This is a genomic window from Nocardia sp. BSTN01, from assembly GCF_015354405.1.
Taxonomy (GTDB): Bacteria; Actinomycetota; Actinomycetes; order Mycobacteriales; family Mycobacteriaceae; genus Nocardia.
In genome coordinates, this window is sequence record NZ_JADKYP010000011.1 from 104038 (window position 1) to 122434 (window position 18397).

Consider the following 18397-nt stretch of genomic DNA (forward strand, 5'->3'; position numbering starts at 1 on the left):
TCCGCGGTACGGGCCGGTGGCACATTACTCGGAATCGCCGGCCGTGAGCGGTGCGCCGGATTCCAGATGCGGGCGCAGCACGTTGTCGAAGGTGCTCAGCGCGCTGCCGATGGCCATATGCATGTCGAGATACTGATACGTGCCCAGACGTCCGCCGAAAACCACCTTGGCCGTGGCGGTTTCGCTCTTCGCCCGCTCGCGGTAGGCGAGCAGTTTGGCGCGGTCCTCCGGGGTGTTGATCGGGTAGTACGGCTCGTCGCCGGTCTGCGCGAAGCGGGAGAATTCGCGCATGATCACGGTTTTGTCCTCCGGATAGCTGTCACGCTCCGGGTGGAAATGGCGCGGCTCGATGATGCGGGTGAACGGCACATCGGCATCGTTGTAGTTCATCACCGAGGTGCCCTGGAAGTCGCCGGTCTCGAGCACTTCGGTCTCGAAATCGATGGTGCGCCAGCCCAGTTCGCCCTCGCTGTAGTCGAAGTAGCGGTCCAGCGGACCGGTGTAGACGACGGGCGCGTCCGGATTCTGCGCGCGGATCTCGTCGCGCACCTCGAACCAATCGGTATTCAGGCGCACCTCGATCAGATCCGACTCGGCCATCTTCTCCAGCCAGGCGGTGTAACCGTTGGCCGGCAGACCCTCGTAGGTGTCGTTGAAATAGCGATTGTCGAAGGTGTATCGCACGGGCAGCCGCGTGATATTGCCGGCGGGCAGCTCCTTGGGGTCGGTCTGCCACTGCTTGGCGGTGTAATCGCGGACGAACGCCTCGTACAGCGGGCGGCCGATCAGCGAAATCGCCTTTTCCTCGAGATTCGTGGCATTTTTGGTCTCGATCTCGGCGGACTGCTCCGCGATGAGCGCGCGCGCCTCCTCAGGACCGAAATAGCGTCCGAAGAACTGCGAGATCAGCCCCAGACCCATCGGGAACTGGTAGGCCTGTCCCTTGTGCATCGCGAAGACCCGATGCTGGTAACCGGTGAACTCGGTGAACTGATTGACGTAATCCCACACTCGCTTGTTGGAGGTGTGGAACAGGTGGGCACCGTACTTGTGGATTTCGATTCCGGTTTCGGGGTCCGCCTCCGAATACGCGTTACCGCCCAGGTGGTAGCGGCGCTCGATCACGAGCACCCGCTTACCCAGCAGGTTGGCGGTGCGTTCGGCAACGGTCAGCCCGAAGAATCCGGAGCCGACGACGATCAGATCGAAGGGAGCTGCGACGGTCACGGGTGCCCAGCGTAGCCGTAGCGGGTCACCGCGTCTGCACGCCGTAGGTCTCGCCGGCGGGGATGGTGGTCACGGCCGTGCGCGGACCGGGACGGGTAGCGGAATATCGCCGCGGGGGCCCGGACAGTGTTCACCGCACGGTCACCGGCCGGTCGATGACCGCCGTCCGAGCCCCCCGGTGGACCCGGCCGGGAGGCATGCGGCGAACGCGACCGGATGTCTGCGGAGGCGACACCGGCGCGGTCGTCCGGTCACTCAGTAATAGGGGTATACAGGGGCCGGTGGAACGTGAGTTTTCACAGTTCGGGCGGCGATCCACCGTCCGGTCGAGCTCATCGCGGCGCACACGAGCGTGGGGAGCTCGACCGCGAAGAGGAGCGCGAGCATCACAGCGAACCCCAGCACATCGGACTTCTCGACGCCGCCCCCGATCGCGGCGACGACCGGGAAAACGGGGACTACCAGCATCACCAGTGATGTCACAGCGACGACGACGAATCGTCCGGACTTTCGCCGGCACAGCAGAAGTATCGCGCCGACGAGAAACAGCGAGGACAGCGAGCCGAAGATGATCAAGGCGACGAGATCCTCCGTCGAGCCGTCTCCGCTCCGGCGATCCTGGCGGGTCGCGATCGCCCCGAGGATGGAGAACACGGTCAACGCGATGCCCTGCAACAGCGCCGATACCCCCGCGGTGATCGCCGTTCCGCCGCCCGGCTTCGGTGGTGGCGGGGCGTAGGCGGGCTGCATATACGGATACGCCACGTCCGCCTTCTCAGTACGGATACGGAGGCTGGCCGTAGTACGCGGCGGGCGGATAGGCGGGCGTGCCCACGCCGCACCACCGCTTCGCCGAACCGGACAGCGTCAGGCTCAACATCAGCACCGCGAACAGCAGTCCGACGATTCCGCCGATCGATGCGGCGGGTACGCCGTTGGCCAGTGCCATCACGATCCCCGCGAGACCACCGAGCAGTCCGAGCGAGGACAGCACGACCAGCATCACCCGCCCGGCATTCTTGTGGTTCATCAGCATGATCCCGCCGACGGCCCACAGCAGCGCGATCAGGCCGTCGACCGCGGCCATGATGTAGAAGATGTCGGCCGAACCGCTGCTGTGCGAACGGTAGGAGCCGTAGGAGTGGCTCACACTGTCGGCCGCACTGAGCAATCCGATGATTCCGAACGCGGCCAGCAGCGCCAGCAGGAGCGCGAAGACTCCCGCGGTGATCGCCGCGCCCCCGCTCGGGCGCGGCTCCTGATAACCGTAGGGCGCATAGCCCGGCGCCGGATATCCCGCGGGCGGATACCCGGGCGGCGGATAGCCCGCCGGCGGATAGCCGTTACCCCCGTAGCCGGGCCCGTACGGATAGCTCATCGGCCTCCCCCTTCTCTCGGGCAGGCACTCTACCGCCTGCCGACGACGTCGGTACGAGGTGAACCCGCATCACGGGGAAAGCCGGCTCACCGGATGTCATCTATCGTCGCCGGGGCGGTTGGCTGATCCTTATGGACGGGATAAGGCCCTGTCCGAGAACGCGCTTCGGTCCGGTGATTCAGTAGGCGACGGTGAAGCGAGTGCGGGTGTGGCGCTGCTCCTCGGCCTCGTCGAGGAGGGCGACGGCGAGGTCTTCCATCGAGATGTAGGAGGTGCCCGTGCTGTCGGTGACCAGTTCGTCGGCGCCGACCCGGTAGGTTCCGCGGCGTTCGCCGGGCTCGAGCAGGGCGGGTGGGCTGAGATAGGTCCAGTCGACATCGGTTGTCGCGCTGCGGAACACCTCTCGTTGCGCGTGGCAGGCCAGGGCGATCGGACGCCAGTCCGGCGGGAAGTCGGGCCGTTGCATGACGGTCGTGCCGGTGCCGGGCACGACCAGATCCCCCGCGCCGCCGACGACCAGCAGGCGAATTCCGGTGCCGCGCAATCCGTCCAGCAGTGCCGCGGCCACGTCCGCCAATTCGTGCTCGCGCCCGGGTCGCGGCCGAGTCGCGCTGATGACCACATCGCTACCGGCGGCGACGTCCTTCACCTGAGCCGGATCGGTGGCGTCGGCGGTGCGGAAGCTCGCCGCGGCGCGCAGGTCGTCGGACCGCTCGCCGCGGCCGACGGCGGTGACCTCGTGGCCGCGCGACAGCGCCTCGCGCACGATGCGACTGCCCGCGCTGCCCGCCGCTCCGAAAACGGTGATACGCATGGTTTTTCACTCCTCGATCGATGACAGTTGCCGTGGGTCGGCGAGTTCGGGTGCGTCGGTGACCGACGGCGAGAGCGGCTCCGGCCGCTCGGACGGCGGCTGTGCCCGATCACCCACCTGTCCCAGCACCGTGCCGCCCAGGGCGATCGCCATGCCCAGCACCTGCAGCGGAGTCAGCGACTGCCCGAGCGCGAGCCAGCCGATCACCGCCGCGGAGAGCGGACTCAACAGGCCGAGGAAGGCGACGGACGTGGCCGGTACCCGAGCCAGACCGCGGAACCAGAGGGCATAGGCGGCCGCGGTGCCGAGGACGCCGAGATAGAGGTATCCGCCGATAGCCGGGAGGTCCAGCGCGGGCGGCGCACCCTCGGTGAGCAGCGCCAACGGCAGCAGCACCACCCCGCCCGCGGTGAGTTGCCAGCTCGTGAACGCCAGCGGGCCGACACCTTCGGGCCGTCCCCAATGCCCGGTCAGCACGGTTCCCGCGGCCATCGACACCGCACCCGCCAGCCCGGCCAGCACACCGATCGTGTCCAGGGCGGCATTCGCCCGCAACACGACCAGCGCGACCCCGAGCATGCCGATCGCCCCTGCCGTCAGCTTGCGACCGCTCGGCCGCACCCGCAACAGCACCGCCGCGAAACCGAGCGCGAACAGCGGTGCGGCCGAACCCAATACGGCCGCCACGCCGCCGGGCAGCCGGTACGCGGCGAGGAACAGCAGCGGGAAGAAGGCGCCGATGTTGAGCACGCCGAGCAGGGCGGCACGGCCGATCCAGCGGCCGCGCGGCAGCACCCGAGTGGCGCCCAGCAGTACCAATCCGGCCGGGAGGGCTCGCATCAACGCGGTGAACATCGGCCGCTCCGGCGGTAGGAATTCGGAGGTGACCGCGTACGTCGTCCCCCACACCAGTGGCGCCAGACCGGTGATCGCGAGGATCGCGGCAGTCGAACCGCGGGCGGCGGTACCTGTCATGACGGTATCTCCTCATTGATAATCTCAACGTTGAGATAATCGGACACCACCGAGTGTCTTGATGTCAAGTATCTGAACATTGAGATATTCGAAATGGGAGGAGAGCGCTATGAGCGACGCCGTGGACCGGATCGTCGCGGACTGGGGTCGCGTCCGCCCCGACCTCGATGTCTGGCCGACCCACGTCATCGGCCGGTTGAAGCGGATGGGCCGTCGGCTCGAGCGTGAGATGAAGGACTTCTTCGCCCGCTACGGACTCGAATACTGGGAATTCGACATGCTGTCCACACTGCGCCGCTCCGGTGGGCCCGACGGCCTCACGGCCGGTGACTTGATCAAAGCCACCATGGTGACCTCGGGCGCGATCACCAATCGCATCGACCGCATGGCCGCCAAGGATCTGGTTCGCCGCGTTCCCGATGCGCGGGACCGGCGGACCATTCGCGTCCAGCTGACCGACCACGGCCGCGACGTGATCGACGAGGTCATGCCGCTGCACGTCGACAACGAGATCCGCCTGCTGTCCGGTATGAGCCGAACCGAGTTGGACCAGCTCGGCGACCTGCTCCGCCGGCTCTCCGAATCACTGGACGACACCTCGCTGGGTTGAGCGAGGGGAAGCACACCGACCGGCTCCGGCGGGACGACGGCATCGGCGACACCCGGCTGTACCACCAGCGAGCAAGGCGCCGGCGGTCCGCTATTCCGGTTGGGAAGCCGCAGCGGCCGGGGCGGTTGCGGTGTGGTCCGGCGCCGCGATCCCCGCGGCGGGCGGGCCGGCGGGTGATCCGGTCGCGGCAGCCGGAGTACCGGCCGCATCCGCCGGGCCCGGGCGGCTCTGCGCATCCTGCCCGGTGGGAGCCGGTGGCGGGGTGGGAGTCGCCGCCGTCCCCGGCGGGCGGGTGCCGCCGGGAGCCGCGGCCTGCGCTCCGGCATCCTCCTCCGCGCTCTGGCTCACCTGCGGCGCGATCTGCAGCAGGCGGGCGTAATCGACGATCTGGGCGCCGAGGGTCGGGGTGGCGATGATGACACCACCCCGGTACAGGCGGAAGGTTCCGACCTTGCCGGGCAGCAGCGACTCCGGCCCCATCGGATCGCCCAAAGGCCCTGCGGCGCCGCCGCTTTCGGCATATTTCACATCGATGGCGGAATTACCGCGAACCGCTTGCTCGGGGACCGCCGGCGCGGGTGCGGCCGGAGCTTCGGGCACGGCCGGCGCGGCCTCCAACTCGGCGGGCGTCGGCCCGACCTCGAGGGTCGTGATGTCGATCGGCTGCCCGCCGCCGGGCGCCGCCGAATACTCCGTGCGCAGGATGTGGCCGTCGCGCAGGAGGACCTGGCCCGCGGTGGCGTGCACCGCGTCGGCCGCGCGCGAATCCTCCTTGTCGGTGCCGGGATACATCTGGCAGTCGGTGGTGTCGCAGGTCTGGGCATACGGGTAGCGGTGTTCGGCCAGAGCGTACGAGCGGGCCGCGATCGCCTGTGCCCGCAGCGCTTCCGCACCACCCTTGTCGGCCCAGTCGGCCTCCATCTCGGCCGGGACCACACCGAGCAGATAGTCCTCGACGTCGAGCTGGTTCACCGTCGCCGGATGCCCGTCGTCCTGCGTAACCCCCAGTGCCCCACGGAAACCGGAGCCGTCGCACACCTTCAGATGTTCGGCCTCGGGCCGGTCCGGACCCGGGTCGGCGGGGTAGGCCCAGGGGTCGTCGGTGGCACCCTGCCACAGCACATCACCGTCACAACCGATGGTCACCACGACGTTCGCGCCGCCGTCGGGCGTCGGAGTCAGGTGCGCGGCCTGTCCGGCCACCACTCGCCGACCGGCGACGGTCAGCCCGGAATCCGAGTACACGTCCAGGGTTTCGTTGTCGTAGACGGTGAGCCGCACCCGCACCGTGGTCGGCCCGATCGTTCCGAGCTGGGCGCCCGGGTAGTAGTGCGCCAGGATGCCGTCGGCGGTCGCGCCCGCGGTGGCCTGGTCGAACGCGCCGACCTGGCTCATCCCGCGCCCATGTCCGGGGCCCGCGGCCGCTTGATAGGCGGCGTTGCGAGTACCGGAACCGAACATCGGCACCGCGAAGGCGACGACGATCCCGCCGGTCACCGGCACCACGACCAAGCCGATCAGCGCACCGCGCCGCATTCGCCGGCGACGCAGCAGTCCACCGTGCCGGCGCCGGATTCGGCTCGCGAATACGCCCGCCACCCCATCCGTGGGTGTGGTGTTCGGGCGATCCGGCGGTGCGGCACCGGTCCGAGGGGCTTCGGTCCGGGTCATCGAACCCTCCTGTGGTGGTGCGGACAACGCCGACCTTGCTTGGCTACCGGGAAGTTACATTCGAGCTATCCTAGATCCTAATCCTCAACCAAAGGTTTAGATCTGTGGCATTTGGGACTAGTGTGACGTTCGATCCGTCAGGAATCAACCCCGAGCGCCACCCTGTTCCACGCTGACGGTCACCGGTTCTACCTGAATGGGAGATGCTCGTGCCGTACCGCCGCCCGAAACGTTCCGTCGTTCTGCCCGTGGTCGCGACCCTCGCGGTTGCCGCCCCGCTCGCGACGCTGACACTGCGCGACTCTCCCGGCTATCGCCCAGCGGGCGACAGCGACCTCGCCGCGATACCCGCGCAACTCGCCGAGGTGACCTTGGCGTCCGCCCCCGACATCGTGTTGCCACTGCGCGAACTCACCGGATTGAACCTGCCCGATCTGCGGCTGTCCGACTTGCGGAAGCTCCCGCTGCCGACGTCGATTCCCGTGCCGCCCGGCCTACCCGCCCCGCCGGGCGTGCAGCTACCCAGCGAGATTCCACTACCCCAATTCGGTGATCGAACGACCACCACACCGGCCCCGACGCCGTACGCCGGACCAGTCACCCCGCAGGCTCCCGCCCCCGCCGCGTCCCCCGCGCACGCCGGCCCCGGCTTCATCGCCGCCCCGCTCGACCCCGCACGGATTCCGGGCTCCGACCCGGCCGCGCCCGCCCTGTCCCCCGGTGCCGTACCACCGGATATGGCCGATCAGGTCGGTGCGGAAGTCAAGGAATTGACCCGGGATACGCCCTTCAGCATGGTCGCGCTGACCGCGACGGAACTGGCCGACACCACCTCCCTGATTCGCGCCCAGCAGGCCGACGGCACCTGGGGACCGTGGTTCCCGGCCGACCAGGTCGACACCGGACGCAGCGATCACGCGGCCGCCCCCGCCCGCGCCGGTACCGAACCGATCTACGTCGGCGAGACCAAGGCCGTTCAGATTCTCACCACTCGTAAGGCGATCGCTGCGGCCGCCGGTCGCTCCGGCGATCCGGCGCAGCGGGCCGCGTCGCAACTGTCGGCAGTGCTGATCGATCCCGGGCGCGGCGCGATCGACGACAACCTGACTTCGGTCGCCGCGCCGCTACCGGGCGGCGGGCCGAAGGTGATCAGCCGCGCCCAGTGGGGCGCCGACGAATCACTGCGCTGCGAGGAGCCCACCTACGACGACGGGCTGGGCGGAATCACCGTGCATCACACCGCCGGTCGCAACGACTACAGCAGGGCCGAATCCGCCGGCATCGTGCGGGCGATCTACGCGTATCACGCCAAGACGCTGGGCTGGTGCGATATCGGCTACAACGCGCTGGTCGACAAGTACGGCCAGATCTTCGAGGGCCGCTACGGCGGTCTGGACCGCCCGGTCGAGGGCGCGCACGCCGGTGGTTTCAACGAGAACACCGCGGGCGTGGCGATGATGGGCGATTTCGAGACCGACCCGCCCAGCGACGCCCAGCTCCAGGCCACCGGGCAGTTCGTCGGCTGGCGGGCCAAGATCGCGGGGCTGGATCCCGAGGGCCACACCACCATGTATTCCGAGGGCACCGACTACACCCCGTACGCCGAGGGTGAGGCGGTGGACCTGCCGATCGTGTTCGCACATCGCGACGTCGGCAACACCGCCTGTCCCGGCGACGCCGCCTATGCGCGCATGGACCGCATCCGCGAGATCGCCGCGGGCGTCGCCGCCGGCACCGCGCCCGAGGCCCCGAAAGACCAACGGGCGCACGCGGATCTGGCGGCGCTGGCGAATCTGACCACGCAGCTGCTGAGCATGGTGGGCAAGAACGCCATCGCCACCTACTATGCGGGGCAGGGTGGTCCGGACGGACGCCTCGGTGCCGCGTCCTCCGAACCGACCCCGACCGGGGACGGCGGCCAGTACGCCGAATTCGCCAACGGCTACGTCTACGCGGCGCCCGACGGTTCGATCGTGGAACTGGCCGGCCGGCTTCTCGACCGCTTCGTTCAGCTCGGCGCCGAATCCGGACTGCTCGGAACGCCGCTGCGCACTCCGTATCCGGTTCCCGGCGGCCAGCGGGCCGATTTCCGGCTCGGCTCACTGATCCTCAACACCGCCACCGGTGTGGTCACCACCTTGCTGAAACACGGTGGGGCACAACCGGGCCCGGCGGGCGAGCCGATTCCGCAGGCACTGCCCGCCGCGGACGCCCCGGCCCCGGACGCACCCACACAAGAAGGGGCGGTTCGAGAAGCACCGCCCGCACCCGAGTCCGCTGTGGCGGCGCCGCCTCAGGCCATTCCTGCGGCCCCCGCGGGCTGAGGGCCGAGGCTGGGAGATCCACCCGAATGCGCGAAACCTGCTCGAAGCGGCGAGGTTTGCACGATCAATTCAGGGCAAAGCCAAGCTGGCGGACAGCCCTAACTCTCCCACCAGCGCTCGAGCACCCGCGCCACACCGTCCTCCGAATTGGAGGCGGTGATCTCGTCGGCGGCGGCGAGGGCTTCGGGGTGGGCGTTGCCCATCGCGACGCCGTGGCCGGCCATGCGGAGCATCGGCACATCGTTGGGCATATCGCCGAAGGCCAGGATCGCCGCCGGGTCCACCCCTAGTCGCTCGGCGACCACGCTCAGGCCGGCGGCCTTGGTGATACCGGGCGCGGACAGTTCGATGAGTCCGTTGTTGGTGGAGTAGGTGATGTCGGCGCGCCCGGCCAGGTGGGGTTCCAGGGCCGACTGCATCTGCGCGCTCGGCGTTCCGCGCAGCCGGATGAGCATCTTGATCGCCGGGGCCGAGATGACCTCCTGCCGCGAGACCTGCGTGTCGTCCGGATTCAGCCAGGCGTGCTCGTACTCGGGCGAGCTGACGAATTGCGGCGTCGCCGCATCGTGTGCGCTGCGGCCGACGCGCTCGGCGGCCAGCCCACAGCCCGGCAGTACGCGCTCGGCGAGGTCGGCGATCCACGCCAGACTCTCCACATCCAGCGTGCTGGTGTGCAGGATGCGGTCGGCGGCACTGTCGTAGATCACGGCGCCGTTGCCGCAGACGCACAGCGGAGGAAAGCCCAGCCCCTCGATCACCGGATCGATCCAGCGCGGCGGACGGCCCGTGGCCAGCACGAACGGCACGCCGTCGGCGATCAGCGCGGCCACCGCGATACGGGTGCGCGGCGTCACCCGTTCCCATTCGTCGAGCAGCGTGCCATCGACATCGGTGGCCACCATCTTCGGCTTCGGCAGACGCGTCACCTATTCCATCCTGCCCGAAATTGCGGCGCGGCTGTAATCGTTTGCCCGCGCCCCGCCTGCGAGCGGGCCGGAAGTGGTGCACGATGTCACCGGTGGACTCGAGACCATTCCCTATGATCAGGGGCTAGTAACCGACCCGAGGGGACCGATGACCGGCTTTCTGCTACGACGTGCGCTCAACTATGTCGTGCTGCTGGCGCTGGCGTCGTTCCTGGCCTTCAGTCTGGCGTCGCTGACATTTCGCCCGCTGGACAGCCTCGAACAGCGCAATCCGCGACCGCCGCAGTCGGTGATCGATGCCAAGGCCCACGAACTGCATCTCGATCAACCCATCCCGCAGCGCTACCTCACCTGGGTCGGCGGCGTGGTGCACGGTGACTTCGGCACGACCCTGACGGGGCAGCCGGTCAGTCAGGAACTGCCGCGCCGGATCGGGGTCAGTCTGCGGTTGCTGATCGTGGGCTCGGTGGTCGGAACGGTCCTCGGTGTGCTGATCGGCGCGGCCGGTGCGATCCGGCAATATCGGTTCACCGATTACTTCACGACGATTATTTCCCTGCTGGTGCTCAGCACGCCCGTGTTCCTCTTGGCGACGCTACTCAAATACGGTGCACTGGAAATCAATTCGGCCACCGGGCAGCAGATATTCCTGTATACCGGCGAAACGTCGGCCAATGCCGTGCACGGGGTGTGGAATCAGTTCGTCGACCGGTTACAGCACATGATCGTTCCCTCCCTCGGCCTCGCCCTGGGCGCGATGGCCAGTTACAGCCGCTACCAGCGCAACGCCATGCTGGATGTGCTGCAGAGCGATTTCATCCGCACCGCGCGGGCGAAGGGACTCACCCGCCGCCGCGCACTCTACAAACACGGTCTGCGCACCGCGCTGATTCCGATGGCGACCCTGTTCGCCTACAGTCTCGGCGCGCTGATCACGGGCGCCACCTTCACCGAGAAGATCTTCGGATGGCACGGCGTCGGTGAATGGCTGGTCGACGCGATCAACGCGCAGGACATCTACATCGTGGTGACCGTCACGGTGTTCGCGGGATTCGTGGTGCTGGTATCGGGCCTGCTGTCCGACATCGTGTATGCGATTCTGGATCCGCGGGTGCGGGTCGGATGATCGGGGCGACACAGTGACCGAAACCGAGATCATCGCGCAGGGTGCGCCGGAGCCCGCGGCCGCCGGTCGCCGGAAGCTGGTGTGGCGCAGGTTCCTCCGCAACAAGCCCGCCCTGGTCGGTGCGTCCGTGCTGATCATCATGCTGATCGGCGCCTTCGCGATACCGCCGTTCCTGTCCTACGACTATCAGGAGCGCGACCCGTACGCGCTGTTGCAACCGCCCTCGCCGCAGCATTTGTTCGGCACCAACGAGATCGGCCAGGACATGCTGGCCCAGACTCTGCACGGTTTGCAGAAATCGCTGATCATCGGCATCTGCGTGGCGGTGCTGACCTCGCTGATCGCGGTCACCGCGGGGTCGATCGCGGGTCTGCTCGGTGGCTGGACCGATCGGGCGATCATGTGGCTGGTCGATCTGCTGCTGGTGGTGCCCAGTTTCATCATCATCGCGATCTTCGCCCCGCGCACCAAGGGCAGCAGTTCGATTCTGTTGCTGATCGTGTTGCTGGCCGGATTCAGCTGGATGATCAGCGCCCGCATCGTGCGCGGATTGACGATGAGCCTGCGGGAACGCGAATTTGTCCGCGCGGCTAGGTATATGGGCGCGTCGACGCGTTCGGTGATCGTCACGCACATCGTGCCGAATATCGCGTCGATCCTGATCATCGACACCACCCTCGCGGTCGGCGCGGCGATCATGTCCGAAACCGGTTTGAGCTTCCTCGGATTCGGCGTGCAACCGCCGGACGTGTCACTGGGCTCGCTGATCGCCTTCGGCACCAAATCGGCACTGACCTTCCCCTGGTTGTTCCTGTTCCCGGGTGGTTTTCTGATCGCGATCGTGCTGTGCGCCAACCTCGTCGGCGACGGCCTGCGGGACGCCTTCGACCCGAGTTCCAAAGGGGCGCGGGCGGGCCGCAAGGCCGGAAAGCGGGACAAGGCACTGCGCGGGAAGTCGGCGCAGACCTCCGGTGCCGGTCCGGATGAGCAGTCGGACAGAGGGATTGAAGCGGCATGACCGATCACACCACCGAATCCGCCGACCGCGCGGACTCGCGCCGCGTTACGACCGCCCCCCTGCTGGAGGTCTCGGACCTGCATGTGTCCTTCCCCGGCGAGGAGGGCCGCATCGACGCGGTGCGCGGCGTGAACTACACCGTCGCCGACGGTGAGGTGCTGGCCATCGTCGGCGAGTCGGGTTCCGGTAAATCGGTGTCCTCACTGGCCGTGATGGGGTTGCTGCCCGATCAGGCCCGCATCCGCGGCTCGATTCGCCTGCGCGGCAGGGAGTTGCTCGGCATGGGCGACAAACAGCTATCGGCGCTGCGTGGCACTCGGGTCAGCATGGTCTTCCAGGACCCGCTCTCGGCGCTCACCCCGGTCTACCGGGTCGGCGATCAGATCGCCGAAGCGCTGGTCGCCCACAAGAAGATGAGCAAGTCGCAGGCCGCGGATCGAGCGGTGGAGCTGCTGGATCTGGTCGGTATTCCCGAACCGGCGGTGCGTGCCAAGGCTTTTCCGCACGAATTCTCCGGCGGTATGCGGCAACGCGTGGTGATCGCGATGGCGATCGCCAACGATCCGGAACTGATCATCTGCGACGAACCGACCACCGCCTTGGATGTGACGGTGCAGGCGCAGATTCTCGACCTGCTGCGCAAGGCCCGCGACATCACCGGCGCCGGCGTCATCATGATCACCCACGACATGGGGATCGCCGCCACTCTGGCCGACCGCGTGGCCGTGATGTACGCGGGGCGAATCGTCGAGAACGCCCCGGCCGCAGAGCTGTTCAACTCGCCACGGATGCCCTACACCGTCGGCCTGCTCGGTTCCATCCCGCGGATGGACGGCCCGGCCCGCGCGCCGCTCATCCCGATCGTCGGCGCTCCTCCACCCATGCACGCCCTGCCGCCGGGCTGTCCCTTCGCGCCGCGCTGTCCGGTTTCGATCGACGACTGCCTGGCCGCAGAGCCGCCGCTGCAGGAAACAGCGCCCGCGCACCGGGCCGCCTGCATCCGCACGGCCGAAGTGGGGACCGCGGAACTGTTCGCCGCCTACCGCCACGACACCGACGGCGTGGCCGCGGCGGAACCCGCCGATTCGGATGTGGTGCTGCGGGTTTCGGGTCTAACCAAGACCTTCCCGGTCACCTCCGGTGTCGTCTTCAAACGGCGCACCGGTGAGGTGCGCGCGGTCGACGGCATCGATTTCGCGGTGCGCAAGGGACGCACGCTCGCACTCGTCGGCGAATCCGGGTCCGGGAAGTCGACGACGCTGAGCCAGATCATGGACCTCGCCCAGCCCGAGGCGGGCACGATCGAGGTCTTCGGCGAGAATGTCGCGACGCTGAGCAAGCAGCGCACACGCGATATCCGCCGCAGGTTGCAGATCGTGTTCCAGGATCCGTCCTCCTCGCTGGATCCGCGCCTGCCGATCTTCGACGCCCTGGCCGAACCGTTGCGGGTCGACGGCCGGTCCCGCGACGAGATCCGCAAGCGGGTACCGGAATTGCTGAAACAGGTCGGACTGCGCGCCGAACACGCCGACCGCTATCCGGCCGATTTCTCCGGTGGACAGAAGCAGCGCATCAATATCGCGCGGGCGATGGCGCTGGATCCGGACATGCTGGTGCTCGACGAGCCGGTGTCCTCGCTCGACGTCTCCATCCAGGCCGGGGTCCTGAACCTGCTGCGGGATCTGCAGGCCGAACGCGGACTGTCGTATCTGTTCGTGTCCCACGACCTTTCGGTGGTCCGCAATCTCGCGCACGATATCGCGGTCATGTATCGCGGCAAGATCGTCGAATCCGGGCCGGCCGAGCAGATTTTCGCGGCGCCGCAGCACGAGTACACCCGCGCGCTGATCGACGCGGTGCCCCTTCCGGTCGTCGCACGCTAGGAGTTCGTCGTGAGGATACGTTCGCGGGCATTGCGTTCGGTCGCTGTCGTAGTAGCGGCTGGGGTGGCTGTCGCGCTGGCCGGCTGCGCCTCCGTGAACACCACCAACGGACCCGCCGCCCTCGGAACCGCCAACGACATCAATCCGCAGCCGCGCGATGCGGTGCGCGACGGCGGTAACCTGCGGTTGGCGATCAGCGGATATCCAGCCAATTGGAATTCCCTGTCCATCGACGGCAACGAGTTGGAGACCGGGGAGGTGCTGTGGCCGTTAATGCCGCGGTCGTATCTGATCGACGGGGCCGGCCAAATGACGATCAACAAGGACTATTTCACCGATATCCAGCTCACCGGGACCGATCCGCAGCAGGTTACCTACACCATCAACCCCGCGGCAGTGTGGAGTGACGGATCACCGATCACCTGGGAGGACATCGCCTCTCAGGCCCATGCGCTGTCGAGTGTGGACACCCGCTATCTGATCGCGATCAACAACGGATTCGATCGGGTCGACAAGGTCGAACGCGGGGTCGACGACCGGCAGGCCGTGATCACCTTCAAACAGCATTACGCGGATTGGCGGGGTCAGTTCGCCGGAAACGCGATGCTGTACCCCAGATCGGTTACCGCCGACCCGGACACCTTCAACCGCGCGCTCGCCGGCGGCATCGCGATCACCTCCGGGCCGTTCGTGGTCCGCTCCACCGATCGCACCCAGGGCCGAATCGTGCTGGGCCGCAATCCGAAATGGTGGGGCGATACGCCGAAATTGGACACCATTACCTTCAGTGTGATGGATCAGTCCGCATATGCGGCGGCCCTGCAGAACAACGAACTCGATGCCGCACGCCTGAATTCCATCGAGGATCTGGCGACCGTGCGCAGCGGATCCGAACTGGTCGTACGCCACGCCCCGGGAAATCTGTGGCGGCACATCACCTTCAACGGCGCGCCCGGTTCGATTCTGGCGGATCCCGCACTGCGCGTGGCGATATCGAAGGCCATCGATCGGCAGGGCATCGCGAATGCGATCGAAAACGGCCTGGTGTCGAATCCGAAGCCGTTGAACAATCACATCTTCGTCCAGGGACAAGAGGGTTATCAGGACAACAGCCTGCCCTACGACCCCGCGGCCGCGGCGCGCGAACTCGATGCACTGGGCTGGAAACAGCAGGGCGATGTGCGGGTCAAAGACGGCCGCCGCCTCGAGATTCGCGATGTGATGTACAACGATCCCACCTGGGTCAGGGTCGCGCAGATCGTCCAGGGGGACCTCGCGAAGGTCGGGGTGAAGCTGACCATCGCCACCCGGCAACGCCAGGGCTTTTTCACCGATGCGATGATCCCTGGTGATTTCGATATCGCCCAGTTCCAGTTCTCGGGTGACGCATTCCCGTTCGGGAGCATCCCGCAGATCTACGCCTACCGTCCCGATGACGAGCAGAGCAATTTCGGTCGCATCGGCTCCCCGGAGTTGAACGCACTGATCGAGCAGACCCTCAGTGAACTGGATCCGAAAAAGGCCATCGAACTCGCGAACCAGGTGGACCGCAAGGTTTTCGAAGAGGGTTTCTCGCTGCCGCTCACCCAGGATCCCGGCAACTACGGCGTGCGCACCACCGTCGCCAACTACGGCGCTCCGGGCCTGGCCTCCTACGACTACACCAAGATCGGCTTCGTAAGTTAGCCGCCCGTCCCGACGAAAGGAGAACGAAGCCATGCGGATTCGTTCGACAATAACCCGGCTCGCGATCCCCGCGGTCGCGTGCGGACTGCTGCTGTCGGGGTGTTCGGGCTCCACGACCGGGACCGGAAGCTCCGCGCTCGGCACGACCAACGACATCAATCCGCACGACGTCGCCGACCTCCGCGACGGCGGCAGCCTGCGGTTGGCGATCTCGGAATTCCCGCCGAACTGGAACACTCTCCAGATCGACGGCAACAACTACGACATCACCGCGGTCGAACGGCCGATGCTGCCACAGGCATTCAGCATCGATGCCGCCGGCGGAACCCATCTCAACACCGACTACTTCACCAATGTCGAGTTGACCGGCACCGATCCGCAGACCGTCACCTACACCATCAACCCGAAGGCGGTGTGGACCGACGGCACGCCGATCACGTGGGAGGACATCGCCTCTCAGGCCGAGGCGCTGAGTGGTCGCAATCCGGAGTACCTGATCGCCAACAACATGGGTTTCGATCGCGTCGCGAAGGTCGAGCGCGGCGCCGACGATCGCCAGGCGGTGCTGACCTTCAGCAAGCACTTCGGTGAATGGCAGGGGCAATTCTCCGGAAACAGCATGCTGTACCCGAAGTCGGTGACCTCGAATCCGGACGCGTTCAACAAGAGCCTCGTCGACGGCATCAAGGTGACGGCCGGACCGTTCGCCGTCCAATCCACCGACCGGACTCAGGGTCGGATCACGCTGGGACGCAACCCGAAATGGTGGGGTGCGGCACCGAAACTCGACACCGTCAATTTCAGCGTGCTCGATTCGGCCGCACTGGTGCCCGCCTTGCAGAACGACGAGCTCGACGCGATCGGAATCGGCAGCCGTGGCGATTTGGTGACGGCTCAAGGGGTTCCGAACGTCTCCATCCGCCGCGCGCCGGCGCTGCAGTGGTCGCATCTGACCTTCAACGGTGCGCCCGGTTCGATTCTGGAGGATCCCAAGGTTCGCGTCGCCGTGTCGAAGGCCATCGATCGGCAGGGCATCGCGAATGCGATTCAGAACGGTCTGGTCGCCGAACCGAAACCGCTGAACAATCACATCTACCTGGAGGGGCAGAAGGGTTACCAGGACAACGCCCTGCCCTACGACCCCGATGCCGCTGCCCGCGAACTCGACGCCCTGGGCTGGAAATTGCAGGGCGACGTGCGCGTGAAGGACGGTCGCAGACTCGAGATCCGCGATGTGATGTACAACGATCCGTCCTGGGTACAGATGGCGCAGATCATGCAGCAGAACCTCGCCAAGATCGGGGTGAAGCTCACGATCGACACTCGGCCGGGACAGGGCTTGTTCACCAATGTGTTCCAGAAGGGCGATTTCGATCTGGCGCAGTTCTCCTGGGTGGGTGACCCCTTCCCCCTGGGCAGCATCAACCAGATCTGGGGATACGACCCGAACAACTGGCAGGGCAACTACGGCCATATCGGTTCCCCGGAACTCAATGATCTGATCGAGAAAACCGTCTCCGAACTTGATCCGGCCAAGGCCATCGATCTGGCAAATCAGGTCGACCGCCAGATCTTCGCCGAGGGTCATTCCCTCCCGCTGCTGCAGTCGCCCGGCATCGTCGCCGCCCGGTCCAACCTCGCCAACTACGGCGCGCGCGGCCTGGCCACCCTCGACTGGACGAAAGTCGGCTACCTGAAGTGATTTCCGGTACCGGCCATCCCCTGGCCTATCCGGTTCTCACCACGATCGGCGCCCTGGTGATCTGCATCGCCTGGGCGCCGTTCGCCGATTCGGAGCAGTTGGCCATGGTGGCGGCGGTGGGGCTGGTTGTGCTGCTGTACAGCGGGTTTCGTCTCGCGGTGGCGTTCGGGGTGGTGCCGTGGCGCACGATTCCGGCGGGGACGTTCCGGGTGAAGCGGGTACGTCAGCAGAACCGGTTGGTCAGCCGATCCTGGCTGGAACTGAGTTCCGGCGGCCGAACCCGGTGGCTGCCGGTCTATTTCGATCCGTCACTCGTCGTCCTGACGGAATCCGACGCCGACTGTGACGCCGCCGTGGTCGTGCACGGCCACCGCCTGTTCGCCTCCGGAGCGGTTCGCGACTCCGAACCGCAGGGCCGCCTGATCGACAACCCGACCCGCCCCGACCCCGACGGCCCCGCCCACGCCACCGCAGCCACCCGCCTCGGCCGCCGCCTCCTCCTCGACGCCCAATTCGCCGTCGTCGCCCCCTTCGCCGGCCTGTTCTGGATCTACGTCGCCGGCGGCGGCCTCCCCGCCTTCGCCGGTGCCACGGTGGTAGCGGCCGCCGCCGCCACCTGGTTCGCCGCCATCCGAGGGTCGGATCCGAGTTGAGGTGTTACCTCAGCCGCATCGTCTGGACCACCGATAGGCCCTGGCTTACCATCGGGAAGTGAGCGATAGCGGGGGAAATTCGCCGAGTCCTGGGCACAACTTCTCGGTCGTGCCCGAACAGGTGCGCGATGTGGGCGTCTACATCTACGGCTTGGCCGAAACACTGCACAACGCTTTGGATTCCGCAGCCAAAGACGTCGAAGACATGCTGACCGACGGCTGGACGGGCGACTACGCCGACGAGTTCTCCGAAGGCTGGACCGAGGTCCACGACGGTGGTCGCCACATCTTCCAAGCTCTCGCCACGTTGGCCGAGAAACTCGGCGTTACGGCGGAGACGTTCCAGTCGGTCGACGCGAACAGTGCTGCTGTTCTGAACATCCCGAGACTGGATTGGACCTGAC

Annotated in this window: 16 protein-coding genes; 9 read left to right on the forward strand and 7 right to left on the reverse strand. The window is 67.0% G+C overall.

The window, feature by feature from the left end; genetic code table 11:
- Positions 1-24 precede the first annotated feature (24 nt).
- The 5 genes from glf to IRT45_RS12555 form a co-directional block, all read right to left on the reverse strand.
- A complete protein-coding gene (gene glf / locus IRT45_RS12535; protein WP_194806008.1) occupies positions 25-1227 on the reverse strand; it encodes a UDP-galactopyranose mutase in 1203 nt (400 codons plus the stop codon).
- 255 nt (positions 1228-1482) lie between these two features.
- Positions 1483-1992 (reverse strand): hypothetical protein, encoded by a 510-nt coding sequence (locus tag IRT45_RS12540; RefSeq protein ID WP_194806009.1) that lies wholly within the window; start codon positions 1990-1992, stop codon positions 1483-1485.
- 10 nt (positions 1993-2002) lie between these two features.
- Positions 2003-2605, reverse strand: coding sequence for a hypothetical protein (locus IRT45_RS12545; RefSeq protein WP_194806010.1), 603 nt, complete (start codon positions 2603-2605; stop codon positions 2003-2005).
- Positions 2606-2783: 178 nt separating this feature from the next.
- A complete protein-coding gene (locus IRT45_RS12550; RefSeq protein ID WP_194806011.1) occupies positions 2784-3419 on the reverse strand; it encodes an NAD(P)-dependent oxidoreductase in 636 nt (211 codons plus the stop codon).
- A 6-nt stretch (positions 3420-3425) separates the two neighbouring features.
- Positions 3426-4394, reverse strand: coding sequence for an EamA family transporter (locus IRT45_RS12555; RefSeq protein ID WP_194806012.1), 969 nt, complete (start codon positions 4392-4394; stop codon positions 3426-3428).
- Positions 4395-4503: 109 nt separating this feature from the next.
- Here IRT45_RS12555 and IRT45_RS12560 point away from each other — a divergent pair, with 109 nt between their 5' ends.
- Positions 4504-5004, forward strand: coding sequence for a MarR family winged helix-turn-helix transcriptional regulator (locus IRT45_RS12560; protein ID WP_194806013.1), 501 nt, complete (start codon positions 4504-4506; stop codon positions 5002-5004).
- A 90-nt stretch (positions 5005-5094) separates the two neighbouring features.
- Here IRT45_RS12560 and IRT45_RS12565 read toward each other — a convergent pair whose 3' ends face one another.
- Complete coding sequence (locus IRT45_RS12565) at positions 5095-6675, reverse strand: SpoIID/LytB domain-containing protein (RefSeq protein WP_228534230.1); 1581 nt, start codon at positions 6673-6675, stop codon at positions 5095-5097.
- Between the two features lie 203 nt (positions 6676-6878).
- On the opposite strand from IRT45_RS12565, the gene IRT45_RS12570 reads away from it, so the two are divergent.
- The gene (locus IRT45_RS12570) at positions 6879-8999 is read left to right on the forward strand and encodes an N-acetylmuramoyl-L-alanine amidase (protein WP_194806014.1); all 2121 of its coding nucleotides are present in this window, start codon (positions 6879-6881) and stop codon (positions 8997-8999) included.
- A gap of 98 nt (positions 9000-9097) precedes the next feature.
- Here the strand turns inward: IRT45_RS12570 and IRT45_RS12575 are convergent, their stop codons facing one another.
- Positions 9098-9901 carry an HAD family hydrolase gene (locus IRT45_RS12575; RefSeq protein ID WP_194806056.1) on the reverse strand — a complete coding sequence of 268 codons (804 nt, stop codon included), beginning with the start codon at positions 9899-9901 and terminating at the stop codon, positions 9098-9100.
- Between the two features lie 172 nt (positions 9902-10073).
- On the opposite strand from IRT45_RS12575, the gene IRT45_RS12580 reads away from it, so the two are divergent.
- From IRT45_RS12580 to IRT45_RS12610, 7 genes are read left to right on the forward strand one after another with little or no spacing between them, the layout of a single operon-like run.
- Entirely contained in the window at positions 10074-11051 is a 978-nt protein-coding gene (locus IRT45_RS12580) for an ABC transporter permease (protein WP_194806057.1), read from the forward strand.
- A gap of 13 nt (positions 11052-11064) precedes the next feature.
- Positions 11065-12069, forward strand: a complete 1005-nt coding sequence (locus tag IRT45_RS12585; protein WP_194806015.1) for an ABC transporter permease — start codon at positions 11065-11067, stop codon at positions 12067-12069.
- Complete coding sequence (locus IRT45_RS12590; protein ID WP_194806016.1) at positions 12066-13952, forward strand: ABC transporter ATP-binding protein; 1887 nt, start codon at positions 12066-12068, stop codon at positions 13950-13952. The genes IRT45_RS12585 and IRT45_RS12590 overlap by 4 nt, the downstream gene beginning before the upstream one ends.
- A gap of 9 nt (positions 13953-13961) precedes the next feature.
- A complete protein-coding gene (locus tag IRT45_RS12595) occupies positions 13962-15638 on the forward strand; it encodes an ABC transporter family substrate-binding protein (RefSeq protein WP_375540092.1) in 1677 nt (558 codons plus the stop codon).
- A 31-nt stretch (positions 15639-15669) separates the two neighbouring features.
- Positions 15670-17340: an ABC transporter family substrate-binding protein gene (locus tag IRT45_RS12600; protein WP_194806017.1), complete on the forward strand. Its 1671-nt coding sequence runs from the start codon at positions 15670-15672 to the stop codon at positions 17338-17340.
- Positions 17337-17993 (forward strand): hypothetical protein, encoded by a 657-nt coding sequence (locus IRT45_RS12605; protein WP_375540093.1) that lies wholly within the window; start codon positions 17337-17339, stop codon positions 17991-17993. The genes IRT45_RS12600 and IRT45_RS12605 overlap by 4 nt, the downstream gene beginning before the upstream one ends.
- A gap of 58 nt (positions 17994-18051) precedes the next feature.
- Positions 18052-18396: a WXG100 family type VII secretion target gene (locus tag IRT45_RS12610; protein ID WP_309240916.1), complete on the forward strand. Its 345-nt coding sequence runs from the start codon at positions 18052-18054 to the stop codon at positions 18394-18396.
- Position 18397 lies beyond the last annotated feature (1 nt).